General features: G+C 62.2%; 15 protein-coding genes. 13 read left to right on the top strand and 2 right to left on the bottom strand.

All coding sequences use genetic code 11. The features are described 5' to 3' along the window. Positions 1–20 precede the first annotated feature (20 nt). Positions 21–1,133 (top strand): alkene reductase, encoded by a 1,113-nt coding sequence (locus tag ND528_RS20045; RefSeq protein ID WP_263471020.1) that lies wholly within the window; start codon positions 21–23, stop codon positions 1,131–1,133. An 88-nt stretch (positions 1,134–1,221) separates the two neighbouring features. Continuing rightward, positions 1,222–1,698, top strand: coding sequence for a helix-turn-helix domain-containing protein (locus ND528_RS20050; RefSeq protein WP_016774798.1), 477 nt, complete (start codon positions 1,222–1,224; stop codon positions 1,696–1,698). A 241-nt stretch (positions 1,699–1,939) separates the two neighbouring features. Here the strand turns inward: ND528_RS20050 and ND528_RS20055 are convergent, their stop codons facing one another. Continuing rightward, positions 1,940–7,138 (bottom strand): trifunctional serine/threonine-protein kinase/ATP-binding protein/sensor histidine kinase, encoded by a 5,199-nt coding sequence (locus tag ND528_RS20055; protein WP_456239201.1) that lies wholly within the window; start codon positions 7,136–7,138, stop codon positions 1,940–1,942. 313 nt (positions 7,139–7,451) lie between these two features. On the opposite strand from ND528_RS20055, the gene ND528_RS20060 reads away from it, so the two are divergent. Together ND528_RS20060 and ND528_RS20065 are read left to right on the top strand one after the other, a co-directional pair. After that, complete coding sequence (locus ND528_RS20060) at positions 7,452–8,441, top strand: response regulator (RefSeq protein WP_263471022.1); 990 nt, start codon at positions 7,452–7,454, stop codon at positions 8,439–8,441. Next, a complete protein-coding gene (locus ND528_RS20065; RefSeq protein ID WP_225927621.1) occupies positions 8,438–8,839 on the top strand; it encodes a response regulator transcription factor in 402 nt (133 codons plus the stop codon). Before ND528_RS20060 ends, ND528_RS20065 begins: the two co-directional genes overlap by 4 nt. A gap of 5 nt (positions 8,840–8,844) precedes the next feature. On the opposite strand, the gene ND528_RS20070 is transcribed toward ND528_RS20065, so the two are convergent. Further along, on the bottom strand, positions 8,845–9,447 hold the full coding sequence (locus ND528_RS20070) for a TetR/AcrR family transcriptional regulator (RefSeq protein ID WP_263471023.1): 603 nt from the start codon (positions 9,445–9,447) through the stop codon (positions 8,845–8,847). Positions 9,448–9,586: 139 nt separating this feature from the next. On the opposite strand from ND528_RS20070, the gene ND528_RS20075 reads away from it, so the two are divergent. From ND528_RS20075 to ND528_RS20115, 9 genes are all read left to right on the top strand, one after another. Next, a complete protein-coding gene (locus ND528_RS20075) occupies positions 9,587–10,375 on the top strand; it encodes an SDR family NAD(P)-dependent oxidoreductase (RefSeq protein WP_263471024.1) in 789 nt (262 codons plus the stop codon). Between the two features lie 54 nt (positions 10,376–10,429). Continuing rightward, positions 10,430–11,446: an NADP-dependent oxidoreductase gene (locus tag ND528_RS20080; protein WP_263471025.1), complete on the top strand. Its 1,017-nt coding sequence runs from the start codon at positions 10,430–10,432 to the stop codon at positions 11,444–11,446. 362 nt (positions 11,447–11,808) lie between these two features. Then, positions 11,809–14,214, top strand: a complete 2,406-nt coding sequence (locus ND528_RS20085) for a glucose/quinate/shikimate family membrane-bound PQQ-dependent dehydrogenase (protein ID WP_122880578.1) — start codon at positions 11,809–11,811, stop codon at positions 14,212–14,214. Between the two features lie 97 nt (positions 14,215–14,311). Then, positions 14,312–15,610 (top strand): carbohydrate porin, encoded by a 1,299-nt coding sequence (locus tag ND528_RS20090; RefSeq protein WP_263471026.1) that lies wholly within the window; start codon positions 14,312–14,314, stop codon positions 15,608–15,610. Between the two features lie 378 nt (positions 15,611–15,988). After that, on the top strand, positions 15,989–17,494 hold the full coding sequence (gene proP / locus ND528_RS20095) for a glycine betaine/L-proline transporter ProP (protein ID WP_263471027.1): 1,506 nt from the start codon (positions 15,989–15,991) through the stop codon (positions 17,492–17,494). 164 nt (positions 17,495–17,658) lie between these two features. Next, positions 17,659–19,362 carry an amidase gene (locus tag ND528_RS20100; protein WP_263471028.1) on the top strand — a complete coding sequence of 568 codons (1,704 nt, stop codon included), beginning with the start codon at positions 17,659–17,661 and terminating at the stop codon, positions 19,360–19,362. A 492-nt stretch (positions 19,363–19,854) separates the two neighbouring features. Next, complete coding sequence (locus tag ND528_RS20105; protein WP_263471178.1) at positions 19,855–21,150, top strand: OprD family porin; 1,296 nt, start codon at positions 19,855–19,857, stop codon at positions 21,148–21,150. 226 nt (positions 21,151–21,376) lie between these two features. Then, positions 21,377–22,030 carry a hypothetical protein gene (locus ND528_RS20110; RefSeq protein ID WP_056786867.1) on the top strand — a complete coding sequence of 218 codons (654 nt, stop codon included), beginning with the start codon at positions 21,377–21,379 and terminating at the stop codon, positions 22,028–22,030. Continuing rightward, on the top strand, positions 22,027–22,542 hold the full coding sequence (locus ND528_RS20115; protein ID WP_024013038.1) for a hypothetical protein: 516 nt from the start codon (positions 22,027–22,029) through the stop codon (positions 22,540–22,542). Before ND528_RS20110 ends, ND528_RS20115 begins: the two co-directional genes overlap by 4 nt. The last annotated feature ends 6 nt before the right edge of the window (positions 22,543–22,548 follow it).

The following is a 22,548-nucleotide window of genomic DNA, read 5'->3' on the forward strand; positions in this document are numbered from 1 at the left end:
ATCAAAATCCGGAGCTACCCATGACCCGCCGCCTGTTTCAACCCATTGCCCTTGGCCCTTATACCCTTGCCCACCGCGTGGCGATGGCGCCCCTGACCCGCTCGCGCGCTGGCCAGCCGGGCGACGTGCCGACCGCAATGAACGCCGAGTACTACCGCCAACGCGCCAGTGCCGCGCTGATCATCACCGAGGCCACGCAGATTTCTCAGCAAGGCCAGGGCTATGCGTGGACGCCGGGGATCTACAGCGATGCGCAAGTCCACGCTTGGCGCGAAGTCAGCACGGCGGTGCACGAGGCCGACGGTCTGATCTTCATGCAGCTGTGGCACGTCGGCCGGGTCTCGCACCCAAGCTTTCAGCCGGACGCCGGTTTGCCGGTGGCGCCGAGCGCCCTGGCTGTGCCGGGCAAGACCTTTATCGTCGATGAACAAGGCAATGGCGTGTGGGGTGATGTGCCAGTGCCGCGCGCCCTCGAAACGGCGGAGATCGCCGACATCGTCGAAGACTATCGCCGCGCCGCGCGCAACGCGTTGAACGCTGGCATGGACGGCGTGGAGATCCATGCCGGCAACGGTTATCTGCTCGACCAGTTCCTCAACAGCAACAGCAACCAGCGCGACGATGCTTATGGTGGCAGCGTCGAGAATCGTGCGCGGTTTTTGCTCGAAGTGGTCGCCGCCGTCGCTGATGAAGTCGGCGCCGAGCGCGTCGGCGTGCGTCTGACGCCAATGGGCCGCTTCATGGGCATGGGCGATGACACGCCTGAAGCGACCTTCGGTTATCTGGTCGAGGCGCTCAACCAGTGGAATCTGGCCTACCTGCACCTGGTCGAGCCGGCCATGGTCGGCACGGTCAAGGACGAAAACTTCGACCCGCGCTGGGACGCGATCATCGCCCAGTTGCGCCAGACCTGGAACGGCGTGCTGATCCTCGCCGGCGGTTACGACGCCGAGTCCGCCGAACAGGCGCTGAACGCCGATCGCGCCGACATCATTGCCTTTGGCCGGCCTTTTTTGGCCAACCCGGACCTGCCGCGTCGGCTGCACGATGGCCTTGAGCTGAACACGCCAGATCCGAGCAGTTTCTTCGGCGGCGATCAGCGTGGTTACGTCGATTATCCGTTTCACGCCTGAGGCTTGGGCTTCATAACTTTTAAGGTTTGTTTAAGGACTTTAAATAAAGCCTGCGGCCAGACTTTGCCCATCGATCAGGAGAGCCGCCATGAACCCGCAATCGGTGAAGTCAGACCCTTCCTGCCACCTGGCTCGCCCACTGGGCGCACTGTCCGGCTGGCAGGAACGCCGCGCCAAGGCCTACATGCTGCACGATCTGAGCCGCAGCCTGCGCGTCAGCGAGATTGCCGAACACTGCAATCTTTCACGCAGCCACTTTTCTCGGGCGTTCAAGATCGTCACCGGCTGCTCGCCGCAGGAATGGATGCTGAAGATGAAGATCGACAAGGCCAAAGGGCTGTTGCTGACCTCGATGGCGATTACCGAGATTGTGTATGAATGCGGATTTTCCGATCACTCGCACTTCACCCGCACTTTCGGGCGCATGGTGGGGATGCCACCGAAGGTCTGGCGCCAACTGATGTGCGGAGCGCGGGTGGCGCTGGTGGATGCGGATGTCTGGCGGCTCAGCGATGGGTTGCTGAATTCGACGATGGGCCAGCGCTTGACGGAACTGCGGCCCTGAGTGGGACTTCAAAGGGTTTTGTTCACTCCTCCCTTTTGGCCGCGATTTTTCGCGGCTTTTTTTTGCGGTAGAGCGCTGGTGGTCGGCGTTGGTACGGCGGTGAACGCCCCCCTCACCCCAGCCCTCTCCCGAGGAGAGGGAGCTGATTTGGTGTTTTTCCAGTCCTGAGTTCAACTCGGACTTTCACGTCGGCGTATCTCTCCAAACACCTCGGTCAGTCCCCTCTCCCTCCGGGAGAGGGTTAGGGTGAGGGGCTTTTGATCCTGGCGTCCGGCGCAAGCGGCAGCCTGAAGCAGATCCGCGCGCCCTCTTCGCTGTCTTCCACGCGCAACGTCCCGCCATGGGCGCCTATCACCGTTCGGCAAATCGCCAGGCCCATGCCCATGCCGCTGCCCTTGGTGGTGAAGAACGCATCGAAAATTTCTTCACGCTGATGCTCGGCGATCCCCGGCCCGTTGTCTTGAAAAGCCACGCAGACCTGCCCATCGGACAGCGTCGACTCAATCACCAGGCGCCCGTCAGTCACGCCCTGCCCAGCCATCGCTTCCAGCGCGTTGACGATCAGGTTGTAGATCACCTGCTGGATCTGCACCCGATCCCCCAGCACCGGGTCAGCAGCGTTGAGTTGCGTGCGCAAGCTCACCCCGCGATTGTGCACATCGCTCGCCGTCAGTTGCACGACCTCACCGATCAACGCGTCAATCGACACCGGCAATCGTTGCAACGGCGCCTGCCTGGCCAATGCGCGCAAGGCCTGGACGATCTCGGTGGCACGGGCGCTGTCGGAGCGGATGTCTTCCAGTCCCTGAATAGCCTCGTCGAGATCAGGCGTGTCGCGCTTGAGCCAGCGCAGACTGGCCGAGGCGTTCGATGAAATCCCCAGCAGCGGCTGGCTGATTTCATGGGCGATCGAGGCCGACAGTTCGCCCATCATTTTCAGGTGCGAGTTGCGCGCCAGTTCCGCCCGCGAGCTGCGCAAGTCGGCTTCCATCTGCGCGCGCAAGCGGTTGTCTTCGACCAGTTGAGCGTAGAGCCGCGCGGTCTGCAGCGACACTGCTGCCTGCGAGGCGAGGATTTCCAGCATGGTCAGGCGTTCGGCGCTGAACAGCTTCGGTACCAGGCTGTTTTCCAGATACACCAGACCGATCAGCGCGCCCTGCTTGAGCAACGGCAGGCACATCAGCGAGCGCGTCTGCCGTTGCTGCAGATCAGCACTGTAGGCTTGCGGGCAGTCGGCGCGGGCATCGTCAAGCACCAGCGGCGTGCGCGTGCGCATGGTCGAATTGAGTACTGAAACCGGCGCGATCTGCTCCAGCGAGCGATCGTTGTCCTGACTGACCCGCACGTTGCCCGCCTCGACATGCGCGGCAGCGGCCAAGTGCAACTCACCCTCGGCGACCAACAGCAGCGCGCCGCGATCGGCACCGGCCTGAATCATCAAGTGATTCATCAAGGTCTCCACCAGCCGATCGAGCAACACCTCTTGCGAGACCGCGCGTGCCGCTTCAATGCCGACTTCCAGGTCAAGGCGCACCCGCGTCACCGGCGTTCCCGCTTCCAGGGAATGCTCGTGGGCGAGAAACGGATGCTGCGCTTCGAGCTGGCGCGCCTTGGCTTCAGCGCCCCACAGCACATAGCAGTCGCGCGCCACACGCAGGTGATGATGCGTGCCGGAGACCAGGCCGTTGGTCAGGCAGACCTCGGCCAGTTGTTCATGGGCCAGTGCTTGCTCATGGATAAACCCGGCAGCGGCCGCCGCGATTTGCGCTTGGTCGAAGCAGCGAATGGCGGCCAGCCCTTCGCCGCGCACGCGGGCCATCGCGCCTTCGATCAGCAGCAGTTTGTTGCTGAAGGTCGAAGGATTGAGCTCGACCCATGGCAGAAAACGCTGCCGTTGCTGCTCCAGCTTCTGCAGTTTTTCGGCAACAGAGCCCGGCGCCTCGGGACTGGCCAGTGCCAAGCCGTAGAACAGGTAGTAATGCGCCAGATCAATGTGCGCCGGCAGCGACCAGGTCAACGCCTCGGCGTCTTCGAAACGGCGCAACGCGTAACGCACTTCACCGAAATAGAACGCCGACATGCCCGAGTACAACCACATCCACAACAGCGTCGGCTGTGAAACGCGGTCGCGATGCAGCGGGCCGAAGCGGTCATGTTCCAAAGCATCCAGCATTGCGATCGAACGAGGCTCAGGCCCATTGCGCAAATCGCTGGCAAACGCCTGTTGCGCCAGCAGAATGCGCTCGATGTCGATGTAGTGAAACTGCCGCACCCAACTCAGGCCGACGTCCAGCTCGTTCAACACGTTTGGCAGCGCCTCGCCCATGAACAGCAGATCGGAGCCGATGTGGTTGCAGGCGTAACACGACATGCCCAGATCGCCGCCGGCCTGACCGCACTCAAACGCGGCGAAAGCCTTCTGCCGCGCGTAGGCCATCGGCCGGGTCCACGCGCTGACCTGATCCAGCGCCACCAGCGTGCCGGTGCGCCCTGCCTCATAGCCGTGCAGATCAGTCAGTTCCAGCGCCAGTTCGGCGAAAGCAACACCGTCCAGATATTCGCCATAACGGTCGGCGATCATCACGCCGTACCAGGCAAAACCGTAGCCGCTGCTGGGCGTGGTGCCATGGAGCAAAGTCAGTTCGACCATCTTCGCCAGGTGCAGAAAAGCAATGTCGTCCTGCACGAAGAACGAGGCGATCAGCGTGCTCAGCAGCTCCATGGCCACTTCGATTCGCGGCTCGTTGGCTTTGGGCAACGCCGTCAACTCAGCGATCCGTCGCGCACCGACCAATTGCCGAACCCGTTCGAACGCTTCGCCCAGTTGCGCCTTCGATGGGTGTCGCTGCAGGTCGATATCGAGCAAGGCAAGACCGGCCAGCGCTTCGCCGATCGCGCCGTGGTAATCGGAATGCAAGGTGCGCAGGCTGGCGCGCAGGCGGTAGGTTTTCGCGCGGTCCAGCACGGTGGCAGCGTGTTCCAGGCAATCGTCGAGACGCTGTTGCGCGCCGGGCAGATCCGCCAGCAACATCGCGCAGTCGGCTGCCAGCCAGCGCGCCGCGAAGGCTTGCGGGTAGAGCTGCGTCCAGCCGTTGTCGCCGAGTAACACCTCGGCGCTGCGCAGATAATCCACGGCCTGCTCGACAGCGGCGCTATCGCGGGCGCGCTCGGCAGCTTCGAGCAATAACTGGATGAATTCAGCGCGTCGAGGCGCTTGCAGCGCATTGCCGGCGCTGCGCTGAATCTGACTGGCGATGTCGAAGACCCGCGCCTGCCGCTGCTCGCCGCATTGATCGAGCATGGCGGCAGCGATGCGCGCATGCTCAGCCGAACGCCCGGCCGGTGCGGTCAGCGCAGCAGCGGCTTCCAACACCCGATCGTGGGGAAACACCAGTTGGCCAGGCTCGCGCAGGAGAAATCCGGCGCTGACCAGATAATCCACGTCACGCAGCAATTGCGCCGGATCGTCCCCCAGCAAATCGCCCAACAGCGTTTCGTCACAGCGGCCACCAACGTAACCCGCGGTGCGCAACACTTCACGGGCACTGACCGGCAGACGCTGCAAGCGTTGCACCATCAATTCGGCCACGTTGTCGGCGTAGCGATAGCCGTTCACTTCGGCCTGATTCCACACCCAGCGCCGCGTCGTCGCGTCGAAACGCAGCAGACGCTCGTCCACCAGCGCGCGCGCCACCTGGCTGACGAACAACGGATTGCCGGCGGTTTTGAAATGCACGACGCGGGCCAGCGCCTCGAGGTTGTCGACGTCAGCATCGAGTTCGACCGCCATCAGTTGCGCAACGGCCTGCAACGACAGCGGCCCTAGTCGAAGGCCACTGACTGGCAGCGCGGGTGCTCTGCGCATCTCATCGAGCCAGCCGCCCGGATGCTCCGTCAACTCGCCCTCGCGATACGCCAGAACCAGCAGCAGATGCCGCGTCGGTCGGGCGATAAAGGCTTTGAGAAACGCCTGCGTCGAGTCGTCAGCCCACTGCAAGTCGTCGATAAACAGCAGCAGCGGATGCCCCGGTTGCGCAAAGACTTCGAGCACATCGAGCAGCGCCCGATTGACCCGATCCAGGGCGTGGCGCGCCGGCATGTTCGGCAGTTCGGCGGTGGCGCCGATCAGCAGTTCGGCTTCCGGCGCCAGGTCCAGCAGCAAACGGCCACGGCCCTTGAGGGTTTCGCGCAGTTGCTCGGCCAAGGCCTGCAAGGCCAGCGTGGGCTTGGTCAACACTTGGCTGATCAGAGACTGAAAAATCTGCGCCAGCGGCGCGAAAGGCCGGTCATTGTTCAGCAGTTCGATCTTGCCGCTGGCCCAATAACCGGGTGCCTGGCTACGCAGGACTTGCTGGATCAGCGTCGACTTCCCCGCTCCCGGTGCGCCGGCAACCAGCAGCACGCGAGCGATGCCGTCGCTGCGCACGCGCCGGATCTGTTCAAGCAGCTGCTGACGTTCGTCATCACGACCAAACAGCACATCGCCGCGCGTGGCCGTTGCGCGAGCATCGAAAGCACCGAGGCGGAACGCTTCGATCTGGCCTTTTTTCTGCCATTGACGCAGGCACCAGGTCAGATCGGCGGCCAGCGATTCGATGCTTTGATAGCGCGCGTCCGGCTCCTTGGTCAGGCCCTTGAGCAGCACATGACAAATGCCTTGCGGCAGGTCGGGTTGGTATTGCGCTGGCGACAAAGGCTGGACGGCGGCGTGCACATGCAACCATTGCGAGGCGTCGCGAGCGATCAGCGGCGGGCGCCCGGTCAGCGCCTCGTAGATGATTGCCGACAGCGCATAGACGTCGCTGCGCTCATCGGAATCGACGCCGTCGCCCTGCAGCTGTTCCGGCGCCAGATAAGGCCAGTGTTCCAGGCTCGGCAGTTCAGTCGCCGGCGTTTCCTGCGCGTGGGTGTGAAAGCCCATCAGCCTGACGCTGTCGTCAGCATCGACCAGCAGATGCCAAGGCAATAAAGAACACTGTGGGAGCGAGCCTGCTCGCGAAAGCGGTGGGTCAGTCAAGGGTGATGTCGGCTGGACTGACGCTTTCGCGAGCAGGCTCGCTCTCACAGGGTTTTGCGGTGTTTCCGGATGGCGAGAGTGGACCAGCGCATTGGCAGCGGCGACGGCGATATTCAGCACCCGTCCGAGTGGTAAGCCGGCGGCGTCGATCAGTCCAGCCAGTGGCGCGCCCCATTGCGGGTAGACCAACACCGGCCCGTCCGCCGAACGTATCAGCGCGAGCGGGTTGAGCGCCCACTGCGAAGGCAACTGCAAATGGAAATCGCGCTCCAGCCGCTGGCACAGCGCCGGGCGCTGGATCGGCGCACGCACAGCGAACCAGCTCTGGCCCGAGTGGCTGTCTTCGAGGCTGAACCAGGTCAGTTCATGGTCACGGCGCAGCAGACTGAACCGACAGTTCTCCAGCCATGCTTCATCGAGCATCGGCGCATCGGCCGCACGGGAAATTGCAGATGAAGATGGCTGGCCGGGCATACGCATTCACCGCTGGAAATGGGATTCGGGCTGGTGGCGAAGTATACCCAGCGTTTTTTTGCCAGAGGGCCAGCCGCTGCGCTGATGTCCGTCCGCAGCCTCAAGATGGCCGTCCAGAGCCTTGCGCTGCTGTTTCTTGCGCTATAGGAGCGCACGTCTTATCCCTCGGGATAATTGCTTTATGCCAGGCCGTCCCCTAGCGTACGAACCTGATAACCCGGCGCCCGCGCCCTGTCCTTCTCACCGCAACGCAGAGGCCCGCATGATCCGACTCGGCCAAGCCACGATTTCTTTGGAACGGCGCGAAGCCTTTCTCGATGGCCGGCCCTTGCGCATGGGCGGGCGGGCGTTCGAAATACTTTCGGTACTGATGCAGGCCGATGGGCGCATCGTCAGCAAGGACGAGCTGATCAATCAGGTGTGGCCGGACATCGTCGTCGAAGAGAACAATCTGCAAGTGCAGATTTCCTCGCTGCGCAAACTGCTCGGGGAAAAAGAAATCATCCAGACGGTTGCCCGTCGAGGTTACCGATTATTGAAAGACCGCGAACCCAAACTGCCCATGTTCAACGCCCTGGCCTCGGCGCCGATGGTGGCGCAGCCGCCGTCGGTCGATACGCAATCGGTGCCGGTGTTCATCGTTGACGATGAGGCCTGCGTGCGTACCGCGCTGAGCCGTTTGTTGCGCGCCGAAGGCATCGAGCACCGGATTTTCCAGTCCGCCAAAGAACTGCTCGAGGCCGACATCGCCAGTGGCCCGGCGTGCCTGTTGCTCGACGTCAGCCTGCCCGAAACCACAGGCCTGCAATTGCAGGCAGCGCTGAACGAGCGCGGCTTGCCGTGGCCGGTGATCTTCATGACCGGCCACGGCACGATTCCGATGTCGGTGCAGGCGATGAAGGCCGGCGCGGTGGAGTTCCTGACCAAACCATTCAATGACGATGAACTGCTCGGCATTCTGCGCAGCACCCGTCAACACGCCGCGACGGCGTTCAATCAATGGCAACGGGTTCAGCACGTGCGGCAATTGGCGGCGCAGCTGACACCGCGTGAGCGCGAGGTGCTGCCGCTGATCGTCGGCGGTCTGTCGAACAAACAGATCGCCAACCAGTTGGGCACCAGTGAAGTGACCGCCAAGGTTCATCGCAAACACATCATGGCGAAGATGCAGACCCGCTCGCTGGTCAACCTCGTCGAACTCTACGGACTGATCAGCGCTGCGCCTTCGCCTGGCCCATCGAGCCTGTCGTGAGCGCCCCGGCGGGTCGCCCGACGGCGATCGAGAACACCCCACCGACGATTGTCTGCATCGTCGATGACGACGCGTCGGTGCGCAAAAGCCTGTCGAATCTGCTGCGTTCGGTCGGTTATCGCGCGCAGGTTTATGCCAGTGGCGAAGCGTTTCTCGCCGAAGCCGACTTCGCCGAAATCGCCTGCCTGCTGCTGGATCTGCGCATGCCCGGCCTGTCCGGCATCGACGTGATGCGCCAACTGCCGCGACAGTTTCCGGTGATCTGCATGTCCGCCCATTGGGACGAGGCGGCGCTGGCTGAGTCCGGGCATTACCAGGCGTTTGAATGCCTGTGCAAACCCTTCGAAGAAGAGGTTTTGCTGGCGGCACTCGACAAGGCCCTGCACCGCCAGCACTGATCGCTTCAGCTGTCCTGCGTGGGTTCTTCCGCAGTTTCGATCACGGGCAGCGACGCAGTCATCGAAGCGTGACACACCGCCAGAATCTCATCGGCCAGCGCCGAATCATCCGGGCAGGCCCGCGACAGCATGATCGCCCCGACGGCGCGGGCCAGCAGGTCGATCATCCGGGTTCGGCCCTCACCTTGCGGTGCATCCGCTGCCGTCGGGTATTTCTCGCCGAGCGTCTGCAACGTGCGCTCGATGCCTTCAGCGAACGCCGCTTTGACATCCCCCGACTGCCGCGCTGCATCGCCGCACAGCGCTGCCATGGTGCAACCGGTGGAGCGGCCGTCGCGGTGGTCGCGGGAAACGTACACATCGATGAAATCCTGCACGCTCATGCTTTCGGCGGCGGCCGCGGAATGCGCCAGGCTGTTGGCCGAGGCTTCGGCCATCAGGTCGGCCTTGGAGCCGAAGTGTTTGTAGAAACCGCCGTGAGTAAAACCGGCGGCCGCCATCAGGTCAGCCACGCCGACCCCGTCATAACCGCGTTCGCGGAACATCACTGAAGCCGTCTCGACAATGTGTTCGCGATTGGCCTGAGCCTGAGCTTTGGATACGCGCATGTTGAATACCTCCAGCGCTGAAAATTCATCGGCCGATGATACATAGATGTTGGCCATAATCAAAACCATTGACAGTTTAGAGTTTGATCATCATCTTAAAGACCCGCAAACAAACTTTTCCTGAAAAAGAGCCAACACCATGACTACTCGCCCTACTGTTCTGATCACTGGCGCCTCCACCGGCATCGGCGCGGTCTACGCCGCACGTTTCGCCCAACGCGGGCACGATCTGGTGCTGGTCGCCCGTGACCAGGCGCGCCTTGACACCCTTGCTGCCGGTTTGCGCGCTGAACACAACGTCAATGTCGAAGTGCTGCAAGCCGATCTGACGCAACTGAGCGACCTGCAAACCGTCGAGGCGCGTCTGCGTGACGACGCGCGCATCGGTATCCTCGTCAACAATGCCGGCGCGGCGCAGTCCGGCACCTTCATCGAGCAGAGCACCGACAGCGTGGCGCAACTGGTCGCGCTCAACACCACGGCGCTGGTGCGTTTGGCCAGTGCCATCGCCCCGCGTCTGGCCAAGGCCGGCGACGGCGCGATCATCAACATCGGCTCGGTGGTGGGCCTGGCGCCGGAGTTCGGCATGTCGGTGTATGGCGCGACCAAGGCGTTCGTACTGTTCCTCTCCCAGGGTCTGAGCCTGGAACTGTCGCCACAAGGCGTGTACGTGCAAGCCGTGCTGCCTGCCGCCACCCGCACGGAAATCTGGGACCGCGCCGGTATCGACATCAACACCCTCACCGACATCATGGAAGTCGGCGATATGGTCGACGCCGCGCTGGTCGGTTTCGACCGTCGCGAAGTCGTGACCATCCCGCCGCTGCACGAAGGCGAGCGCTGGGATGCCTTGCAAGCGGCGCGTCAGGGGCTGTTGGGGCAGATCCGCCAGTCGGCTGTTGCGCAACGTTATCTGGCTCAGGCCTGACCCATCCAAACCCGGCGCAAATGCGTCGGGTTCCAACCGACAAGAGCATCCGCAATGAAGGCATTTTTCATCGAGCGCTACGGCAAGCAGAACGGCCGGGTTGGCGACCTGCCCGAACCGCTGGTTGGCGCCCACGACGTGCTGATCGAAGTGCGCGCCAGCAGCGTCAATCCGCTGGACCTGAAGATTCGCAGCGGCGAATTCAAGATGATCCTGCCCTATCAAATGCCTTTGATATTGGGCAACGATGTCGCCGGCGTGGTGCTCAGCACCGGTGCGGCGGTCAAGCGTTTCAAGCCGGGCGATGAGGTTTATGCGCGTGCGCCTGATAACAGGATTGGCACGTTTGCCGAACGCATCGCTGTCGATGAAACAGCGATCGCGTTAAAACCCGCCAATCTCGCCATGACCGAGGCGGCTTGCATGCCGCTGGTGGCGTTGACGGCGTGGCAGGCCCTGGTCGACGTCGCCAACGTGCAAAAAGGCCAGAAAGTGCTGATTCACGCCGGCTCCGGTGGCGTTGGCACGGTCGCCATTCAACTGGCCAAACACCTCGGCGCTTTTGTTGCGACCACTACCAGCACGGCGAATGTCGCGTGGGTCAAGGCGCTGGGCGCTGATGTGGTGATCGATTACAAGCAGCAGGATTTCGCCATTGAGCTGCGCGACTACGACGTGGTGCTCAACAGCCTCGGCGGCGATGTGCTGGAGAAATCGTTGAAGGTGTTGAAACCGGGCGGGAAACTGATTTCCCTGTCAGGGCCGCCTACTGCGCAGTTCGCTCAGGAACAGTGTTTGTCCTGGCTGCTGGGGCTGGTCATGCGTCTGCTCAGCAGTGGCATTCGGCGCAAGGCGCGCAAGCGTGGGGTGGGTTATTCGTTTCTGTTCATGCGCGCCGATGGCGTTCAGTTGCAAAAAATCACTGCGTTGATTGAGGCAGGAGTGATCAAACCGGTGGTTGATCGTACTTTTCCGTTCGATCAGATACGCGATGCCTTGCACTACGTTGAACAAGGTCGGGCCAAGGGCAAGGTTGCCATCGCGGCCAACCTCAAAAGCCCCTCACCCTAGCCCTCTCCCGGAGGGAGAGGGAACTGACCGAGTTGTTTGCTCGAGTGATTCCAACCTGCAATACCGAGGTGAACACAAGTTCTGAAAAGCCACCAATCGGCTCCCTCTCCTCGGGGAGAGGGCTGGGCGGGCGGCGTTCCGATGAGGGGTGAATTCAGCGCGGTGTCCAAGCATGTGCATTGCTTACCAAGCTCAATCCGCCCCTCCTGCTGAAACTTCGAGAAACCCCTCTCGACTTGCGTTTTCCTCAACCTGCCCCACGCTTGATTCACAGAAGTGCACGTTTTCATGGCAAAACTGCGGTTAACTGAATGGTTAGTTACCGCTATAATCCCGCGCTTCATTCAAACGGGACTTTCAATGTGAACCACAGTCAACGCGTCTCAGGCGTTTCAACGTTCATTCTGGTCGGCCTTGGCGTGATCATCGCCCTGCTCGGTCTGGCGCTCGCGGTCGGCGGTGTGAAGCTGGTCAGCCTGGGCGGTTCCTGGTACTTCCTGGTCGGCGGTCTGGCGATGACCGTTTCCGGGGTGCTGATCGCACTGAAGAAAACTGCAGGCGCCTGGCTGTTCGCCGCATTTCTCGTGGCCACCGCGATCTGGGCCGTGGCTGACGCGGGGCTGGTGTTCTGGCCGGTGTTCTCGCGGCTGTTCATGTTCAGCGCCATCGGTATGGTCGTCGCTCTGGTCTACCCGCTGCTGGCGCGAGCCAATGGCCGCGTGGCCGGTCGTGGCGCGTATGCCGTGGCCGCTGTGCTCGCGGTCGGTGTGGCCGTTGCGGCGGGCAACATGTTCGTCGCCCACCCAACCGTTGCCGCGACTGGCACTGGCCCGGGCCTGACTCCGGTCGAGCCGGCCAAGGCGCAGAAAGACTGGGCGCACTACGGCAACACCGAAGGTGGCAGCCGCTTCGCCGCGCTCGATCAGATCAACCGCAACAACGTCGACAAATTGAAAGTCGCGTGGACCTACCACACCGGGGACGTCGCCGAGAGCGATGGCAACGGCGCCGAAGACCAGCTCACCCCGCTGCAGGTCGGCAACAAGGTGTTCATCTGCACCCCGCACAACAACCTGATCGCGCTGGATGCCGACACCGGCAAGGAAATCTGGAAAAACCAGATCAACGCCCAGTCGAAAGTCTGGCAGCGCTGCCGTGGCATGGCCTATTTCGATGCCACCGTCACCATCGCTCAGCCGAGCAACTCTTCGATCATCGAAGCCAAACCCGAGCCGGCTGCCAACTGCCAGCGTCGTCTGCTGACCAACACCATCGATGCCCGCCTGATCGCGGTCGATGCCGACACCGGCGAGTTCTGCCAGGGTTTCGGCAACAACGGCCAGGTCGATCTGAAGGCCGGTCTGGGTGATGTTCCGGACAGCTACTATCAGTTGTCGTCCGCGCCATTGATGGCCGGCACCACCGTGGTGGTTGGCGGTCGTGTTGCCGACAACGTGCAAAGCGACATGCCGGGCGGTGTGATTCGCGGTTTTGACGTGATCACCGGCGCCATGCGCTGGGCGTTCGACCCGGGCAACCCGCAGGATCGCAACGCGCCGGCCGACGGCAAAACCTACGTGCGCAGCACGCCGAACAGCTGGGCGCCGATGTCCTACGACGCGGCGACCAACACGGTGTTCCTGCCGATGGGCAGCTCGTCCACCGACATCTATGGTGTCGAGCGTAGCGAACTGGACCACAAGTACGGCGCTTCGATCCTCGCGCTGGACGCCAGCACCGGTGAAGAACGCTGGGTGTTCCAGACCGTGCACAACGATCTGTGGGACTTCGACCTGCCGATGCAGCCGAGCCTGATCGACTTCGACAAGGACGGTCAAAGCGTTCCGGCGCTGGTCATCGGTACCAAGGCCGGGCAGATCTATGTGCTCGACCGCGCCACTGGCAAGCCGCTGACCGAAGTCAAGGAAGTACCGGTGAAAGCCGCGAACATCCCTAACGAGCCGTACTCGCCAACTCAGCCGAAATCCGTGGGCATGCCGCAGATCGGCGCGCAGCACCTGACGGAATCGGACATGTGGGGCGCCACGCCGTACGACCAGCTGCTCTGCCGCATCGACTTCAAGAGCATGCGCTACGACGGTCTGTACACCGCTCCGGGTACTGACAAATCGCTGAGTTTCCCGGGTTCGCTGGGCGGCATGAACTGGGGCAGCATCTCCACTGACCCGGTGCACGGTTTCATCTTCGTCAACGACATGCGCCTGGGTCTGTGGATCCAGATGATCCCGTCGCAGAACAAAGGCCAGGCCGCTGGCGGTGGCGAAGCGCTGAACACCGGCATGGGCGCTGTGCCGCTCAAAGGCACGCCGTACGCGGTGAACAAGAACCGCTTCCTGTCGGTGGCCGGCATTCCGTGCCAGGCGCCGCCGTTCGGCACCTTGACCGCGATCGACATGAAGACCCAGAAAGTCGCGTGGCAGGTTCCGGTCGGCACCGTTGAAGACACCGGTCCCCTGGGCATCCGCATGCACCTGCCGATCAAGATCGGTCTGCCAACCCTCGGCGGCACCCTGTCGACCCAGGGCGGCCTGATCTTCATTGCCGGCACCCAGGACTTCTACCTGCGCGCCTTCAACAGCGGCAACGGCGAAGAAGTCTGGAAAGCCCGTCTGCCGGTCGGCAGCCAGGGCGGCCCGATGACCTACGTTTCGCCGAAGACCGGCAAGCAGTACATCGTCGTCACCGCTGGCGGCGCACGCCAGTCGACCGATCGTGGCGATTACGTGATGGCTTACGCCCTGCCGTAACTCGCTGCCGCACCACCAACCTCCTCCAAGCGCGCGGTGCCCCAAAGCACCGCGTCGCTGTTTTATTGCGTTAAAGATTTCAGCAGGAAGGATTCACATGTCATCGGCTGTTCGCTTTTCTCGTACCAAGCTTTCCACTGGCCTGTTGCTGGGCCTGAGCTGCACCACCGCCCTCCCCGCGCTGGCCGCCAGCGATTCCGATCTGCTGACCCGCAGCACCCTCACCGGTGACTGGGGCGGCTTGCGTCATCAACTGGATGAAGATGGCGTCAAGTTCACGGGCGATTACAGCGGCGAAACTGCTTACAACGCCGACGGCGGCCTGCATCGTTCGGCGCGCTACTCGCAGAACATCAAGCTCGGCGTGCAGTTTGATCTGAGCAAACTCTACGGCGTCGACAACGCCGGCAAAGTGCAACTGACCATCAATGACCGTCGCGGCAACAGCGCTTCGGAAGATCTGGTCGGCAACCGCCTGCCGATTCAGGAAAACTACGGCGGTTTGTACACGCGCCTGACTGAACTGAGTTATGAGCGCAGCCTGTTCACCCCGGCGCTGAACGTGAAGCTCGGCTACATGGCCATGGGCAACGACCTCGGCGGCCTCGACAGCGGCATTCTGTGCAACTTCATGAACGCCGGTTTCTGCGGTCACCCGCTGAACATGTCCGGCGGCAGCGGCTGGACCAACTACCCCAACGCGCGTCTGGGCGTGCGGGTCAAATACGACCTGTCGCCGTCCTGGCAGCTGCGTGTGGCGGCGTTCAACGTCGATCCAGAAAGTAACGGCAATTCCAGCCGCGCCTGGCATCTGGGGCCGAAGCACACCACTGGCACCGTCGTGCCGATCGAGTTGGTGTACAAGCACGCCGGCGAGCTGCCGGGTGAGTACAAGCTCGGCTATTACTACGACAGCTCCGACGTCAAACGCATTGGCAGCGACGACGAGGTGTCCGGGCGTGGCGGGCACTATTTGCTGATCGATCAGGCAGTCTGGCGTTCGCCGACCGCCGAGGGCCGCAGCCTGCATGCATTCGGTCAGTATTCGGCGGCCAGTGAAGCCGCCTCGCCGTTCAGCAAGTGGTACGGCACCGGCGTGGTTTTGTACAAACCATTCGAAGGCCGTCCGCGTGACACCCTCGCTCTGGGCTATGGCCGCGCCGTGCCGAACCCGCGCAGCCGCGATGTGCAGCAGGATGCCGCGCTGGCCAATGGTGCTGCGTTTCCGAATCTCGACAGTGCCGAACAGTTGATTGAGTTGGGCTATGGCTATCAGGCCACCCCATGGCTGACCCTGCGCCCGAACCTGCAATACATCATCGAACCGGGGGCGTTTTCCGGGCAGGACATCGACAATGCGCTGGTGGTGGGGTTGCAGGTGAAGGCTGCGCTTTAAGCCTTGTGGTGAAAGGGCTGCCGTCATCGCGAGCAGGCTCACTCCTACAGGATTGGCGGCGTGCGCAAAATCCCTGCAAAACACAAAACCACTGTGGGAGCGAGCCTGCTCGCGAAAGCGCCGGGTCAGGCGACTGCGATGTTGAATGTAGCGCCGCCTTCGCGAGCAGGCTCGCTCCCACAGGGGGTTTGGGTCAGGTCGGAGAGTTGGATTCGCCGCTGCCGTAGCGGGATGCAGAGGATTTGCGGCGGGCAGGAAATTAATTCCAGCCCATCGGTGAATTATTTCGTGTCCGCATGTATCTGAGCCAGAAGAGCCGGCGCCATCATGGAGATGGCATCGCAGCGGTAATCTGGATCAGCGAGCGGGAACAGCGCAATGAAATCACGCAAGAACACCGTCAAACCGATCGGTTTGAAAGACATCACCATTGTCGACGACGCCAAGATGCGCAAGGCGATCACCGCCGCCGCACTGGGCAACGCCATGGAATGGTTCGACTTTGGCGTCTACGGCTTTGTCGCCTATGTGCTCGGCAAGGTCTTCTTCCCCGGCGCCGATCCCGGTGTGCAAATGATCGCCGCGCTGGCGACCTTCTCCGTGCCCTTCCTCATCCGTCCGCTTGGCGGTTTGTTCTTCGGTGCGCTCGGCGACAAATACGGACGACAGAAAGTCCTCGCCGCGACCATCGTCATCATGTCCCTGAGCACCTTTGCCATCGGCCTGATTCCGTCCTATGCCTCGATCGGCATCTGGGCGCCGATCCTGCTGTTGCTGGCGAAAATGGCTCAGGGTTTCTCGGTCGGTGGCGAGTACACCGGTGCCTCGATCTTCGTCGCTGAATATGCCCCGGACCGCAAACGCGGCTTCCTCGGTAGTTGGCTGGATTTCGGCTCGATCGCCGGTTTCGTATTCGGCGCCGGCGTCGTGGTGCTGATTTCAACCATTCTCGGTGAACAACGCTTCGAAGAATGGGGCTGGCGGATTCCGTTCTTCCTCGCCCTGCCGCTGGGCATGATCGGCCTGTATCTGCGCCACGCCCTCGAAGAAACCCCGGCGTTCCAGCAGCACGTGGAAAAACTCGAACAAGGCGATCGCGAAGGTCTCGCCGGTGGCCCGAAGGTGTCGTTCAAGGAAGTCGCGACCAAACACTGGCGCAGCCTGATGACCTGCATCGGCGTAGTGGCGGCGACCAACGTCACCTATTACATGCTGCTCACCTACATGCCGAGCTACCTGACGCACAACCTGCACTACAGCGAAAACCACGGCGTGCTGATCATCATCGCGATCATGGTCGGCATGCTCTTTGTACAGCCGCTGATCGGTTTCATCAGCGACAAGATCGGCCGCAAGCCCTTCATCGTCGTCGGCAGCATTGGCCTGTTCATCTTCGCCATTCCGGCGTTCATGCTGATCAACAGCGGCAGCATCGGCCTGATCTTCTCCGGCCTGCTGATCCTCGCGGTGCTGCTCAACTTCTTCATCGGCGTGATGGCCTCGACCCTGCCGGCGATGTTCCCCACGCACATCCGCTACAGCGCACTGGCCAGTGCCTTCAACGTCTCGGTGCTGATCGCCGGTCTGACCCCGACTGCCGTGGCCTGGCTGGTGGAAAGCACCAACGATCTGTACATGCCTGCGTATTACCTGATGGTCATCGCCGTGGTCGGTCTGGTCACTGGCGTGACCATGAAGGAAACCGCCAACAAGCCCTTGCGCGGCGCGGCCCCGGCGGCTTCCGACCTCGAAGAGGCCAAGGAGTTGTTGCAAGAACACCACGACAACATCGAGCAGAAGATCGAAGACATCGACGCCGAAATCGCCGAGCTGGAGGCCAAGCGCAAAGTGCTGGTTCAGCAGCATCCGCGCATCAACGAATGATCCGGTAGATAAGAAAAAATCGGCGGGGCCATCACCCCGCCGATTACTCGAAGCGCGGCTTGGTGTTAAATAGGCGCCAGTCTGAACCTTGTCGCTTCAAGCCGTGCCACGAGAACCGCTATGAAAACCCCTGCCCCAAACATCCACGCTCAACAGGTGACCCGATGATCGAAGTCACCGAAGTCTCCATCGCCCAACTGCGCGCCGCCCTCGAATCCGGCCAGACCACTGCCGTGGAGCTGGTGCAGGCCTATCTGGCACGGATCGATGCCTACGACGGCGCCGACACCCCGACGGCACTCAACGCCGTCGTCGTGCGCAACCCCGAAGCGCTGAACGAAGCCCGCGCCTCCGACGCCCGCCGCGCCACAGGTGAAACCCTCGGCCCGCTCGATGGCATCCCATACACCGCCAAGGACAGTTATCTGGTCAAGGGCCTGACCGCCGCATCCGGCAGTCCGGCGTTCGCCGATCTGATCGCCCATCGCGACGCCTTCACCATCGAGCGCCTGCGCGCTGCCGGGGCGATTTGCCTGGGCAAGACCAACATGCCGCCGATGGCCAATGGCGGCATGCAACGCGGCGTTTATGGCCGCGCTGAAAGCCCGTACAACGCCGCATACCTCACCGCACCGTTCGCCTCCGGCTCGTCCAACGGCGCCGGCACCGCGACCGCTGCGAGTTTCGCTGCGTTCGGTCTGGCCGAGGAAACCTGGTCGAGCGGTCGTGGCCCCGCGTCGAACAACGGCCTGTGCGCCTACACCCCGTCGCGCGGCGTAATCTCCGTGCGCGGCAACTGGCCGTTGACCCCGACCATGGACGTCGTCGTGCCGTTCGCGCGGACCATGGCCGACCTGCTCGAAGTGCTCGACGTGGTCGTCGCCGAAGATACCGATACCCGTGGCGACCTCTGGCGCTTGCAACCGTGGGTGCCGATCCCGCGCGTCAGCGAAGTGCGCCCGGCTGCATACAGCGAACTGGCCGCCGACGCCAAAGCGCTGGCGGGCAAACGCTTCGCCATTCCGCGCATGTATATCAATGCCGACCCGGACGCCGGCACCAGCGAAGCCCCCGGCATCGGCGGCCCGACCGGCCAGCGCATCAACACCCGCGCTTCGGTAATCGACCTGTGGCAGCAAGCGCGTCAGGCCCTCGAAGCCGCTGGCGCCGAAGTCGTCGAAACCGATTTCCCGCTGGTCTCCAACTGCGAAGGCGACCGCCCTGGCGCGCCAACCGTGTTCACCCGTGGGCTGGTGTCGAAAGAGTTTCTGCATCATGAACTGTGGGATCTGACTGCCTGGGCGTTCGACGACTTCCTGCAGGCCAACGGTGACCCGAAGCTTAATCGTCTGGTCGATGTCGACGGGCCGAAGATCTTCCCGCACGACCCGGGCACCCTGCCCAACCGCGAAGGTGATCTGGCCGCCGGCATGGACGAGTACGTGCGCATGGCCGAGCGCGGCATCACGCCGTGGAATGAAATCCCAACCGTGCCTGATGGCCTGCGCGGTCTGGAGCAGACCCGACGCATTGACCTCGAAGACTGGATGGACAGCCTCGGCCTCGACGCCGTGCTGTTCCCGACCGTCGCTGACGTCGGCCCGGCGGATGCGGATGTCAATCCTGCTTCGGCCGACATCGCCTGGAGCAACGGCGTCTGGGTGGCCAACGGCAACCTCGCGATCCGCCACCTCGGCGTACCGACCGTCACCGTGCCCATGGGCGTGATGGCCGACATCGGCATGCCCGTCGGCCTGACCTTCGCCGGCCGCGCCTACGACGACTCGAACCTGCTGCGCTTCGCCGCCGCTTTCGAATCCACCGGCAGCAAACGCCAGATCCCACCGCGTACACCGCCGCTGGCTTAATGCACTGTGTCAGCTCCCACAAACCCTGTGGGAGCTGGCTTGCCAGCGATGGCGGCCGGACAGCCGCCACAGTTCTAATTGACTACCCCGACTCAAACTGTGGGAGCGAGCCTGCTCGCGAATGCGGAGTGTCAGTTAACGAAAATGCTGACTGACACACCGCTTTCGCGAGCAGGCTCGCTCCCACAATATGCGCGGGTGATCGCCTCTGATGTGTACACCCGCAATCCCTGTGGGAGCTGGCTTGCCAGCGATGGCGGCCGGACAGCCGCCACAGTTCTAATTGACTACCCCGATTCAAACTGTGGGAGCGAGCCTGCTCGCGAATGCGGAGTGTCAGTTAACGCAAATGCTGACTGACACACCGCTTTCGCGAGCAGGCTCGCTCCCACAGGGTTTGGTGTGAAGGCCGCCAACTCAGCACACCGGCCCAATCCTTTCCAGGCCAATCCGCCGATCATCAGCGCCATCCTGTTACCACCGGCCCTGACCATGATCAACCGCGCCCCCTCCCGCCTCACTTTGCTCGCCATGCTCTGCGGTCTGACCGGCGCCGCCCACGCCAATGGCTTCTTCGACGACGCCCAAAGCGAAGTCCTGCTGCGCAACTTCTACCTGAGCAACGACTATCGCTCGCCCACGCCCTCCGGGAAAAACTACAAACAGGAATGGGCACAGGGTTTTATCGGTAACTTCTCATCCGGTTTCACCGAAGGCACTGTCGGTTTCGGCATCGACGCCCACGCCTTCGCCGGCCTGAAACTCGACGGCGGCAAGGGCCACTCAGGCACCGGTCTGCTACCCGTCGACAGCGATGGTCGCAGCGAAAACGACTATTCCAGCGCCGGCGGTGCGTTCAAGCTCAGAATCTCACGCACCACTCTGGCCTTCGGTGAAATGACCGTAGAAACCCCGGTCTTCGACACCTCCGACAAACGCCTGCAACCGGAATACGCCACAGGCTTTTTGCTCAACAGCGCCGAGTTCAATAACGTCAATCTGGTCGCCGGACACTTCACCGCATTCAAGAACCAGGACAGCTCTTCCGGCCAAGGCGATTTCTACGGCTACGGCGCCAACACCGAAGCGGGCGGCATCAGCTTCGTCGGTGCCGATCTGTTCAGCTCAAGCCCGATCGGCGGCGCACTCTACGCCTCCGAACTTAGCGACACCTGGCACCAGTATTACGGCAACCTGCACTTCAAACAGTCCGGCGTGCTGCTCGACGCCAACCTCTACCACACCCGCGACACCGGCCGCGCAGTGGCCGGCGAGATCGATAACACCGCCCTTAGCCTCTCCGGCAAATACAGCTTCGGCGCGCACGCGGTGATGCTCGGCTGGCAGCGGATCAATGGCGACACGCCGTTCGATTTCGTCGGCGGCGACTCGATCTACCTCGCCAATTCGATCAAATACGCCGACTTCAACGGCGCCAACGAACGCTCCTGGCAAGCCCGCTACGACCTCGACCTCGGCGCCTTCGGCATCCCCGGCCTGAACTTCATGACCCGCTACGTCAGCGGCAGCCACATCGACGGCACGCACGCGCCGAAGGGCGGCGCCTACAACCCGTTCGACGCCGACAGTGGCGTCTACCAACCGCAACAGGGTGATGGCGGCAAACACTGGGAACGCGACATCGACCTGAAATATGTCGTGCAATCCGGCACCGCAAAGGATCTGTCGGTGCAGCTATCGCACGTCACCCACCGCGCCAACGAAGCGCAGGCTGGGGATGACATTGACCGGATTTACGTGGTCGTTCAGTACCCGTTGGGTTTTTGAGGTAAAACGATCAACCCGCCCACAGGTTCCTGCGTCGGCCACAAACCATGAGTTTGCTCCTTGAGATCAAAATCAAATGATTTCAGCGTACCGCAGCGCCTACAGCGGCTAGCCAAGTGCCATCACCTCGTTTATTCTGCGCCCCCGCATAAAAAGCCAAGCCAGGAAGGCATTGATTGACCTTCCTGTTTGTAGTCAATCAACGCAAGCAGATTCAGGGATGTACATGTTTCAGCTATTCAAACTCGGAGCGGCCGTCGTGCTCGCCGCGACGCTCAGCGGCTGCATTACCGAAAGCGCTTCCTGGGTCAGCGAACCCTTGCAACCCAAGGCAAGCGAGCCAGTCAGTTATCTCGTTGGCTCAATCGGGCCGCAATCACTCAAGCAATCAGCCGCTGACAACCAGCGAATCTTTTTCCGCAAACGCGGTTCCGAATACGGTGCGGCCGGCGTCTGGAAAATGGCCGGCGCTTACTCCACGCCGCAGGATGTTCAGGACGGTGTCGGCGCAGCGAGCGTATTCGTGCTTCCCCTGAAGCCGGGCGATTACGAGTTCTATGATTTCCAGTTCTTTTCCGCACGTTATCAACCTGGGCTAGGCACTGTTTTCACCTCGAGAGAGGCGCGGGAGAAATTCAACCTGCCGATGCGCCTGGAACCCGGCAAGGCCTATTACATCGGCGAGTTCCGCTCGTTCTGCCTGACAGCCGGTTTCTGCGCGTTCCGCTGGAGTGATCAGAACGCCCGCGATGCGCTGATTGCGCAACGTCTGGCGCCAGGATTGCCAACGCTGCAACCGCTGAAACTCGACCTGAACAGTGCTCAGCCCTACATCTTCACCGGCCCCATCCCGGGTATTGCCGTGGACGCCAAACCATGAAAAAAATCATCGCCCTCACCGCCGCCGCTCTGTTGACCGGTTGCGCGGCGACCAACACCTTGCCCGAGCGTACGCTTACGGACGCTCAGGATTATCTGCAGCCGATTCACGTTATGGTCGATGACCCGGAAAACGGCTCCAGCCTGCGCAACCACCTGCGTCAGACCGGTGTGTTCCGCACCATCGAAACCGGCAGCGGTAAAGCTGACGAGTACAACGTGCAGGTCAAACTCAATGTGGAACGTCACCTGCCGCCGTTTCCGGTGATTCTGCTGAGCACCGCGACGTTGTTCTTGCTGCCGCTGTCGAACGAATTCGATACGCAAACCGAATTCACCGTGTACCAGGGTGACAAGCGACTGAAGCAATACACCTATCGCAACATCACTCAAAAATACGTCTGGCTATTGGATCAGGGCGGCGAGATGCGCGAACAGAACCTCGGCCGCATCGCCCGCGCCTTCGCGCAGGATGTGCAGCAGGACCGGCTGATCCCGGCAGTCGCGCAATGAGCCGCG

Source organism: Pseudomonas mercuritolerans (genome assembly GCF_025706525.1).
In the GTDB taxonomy this organism is placed as follows: Bacteria; Pseudomonadota; Gammaproteobacteria; order Pseudomonadales; family Pseudomonadaceae; genus Aquipseudomonas; species Aquipseudomonas mercuritolerans.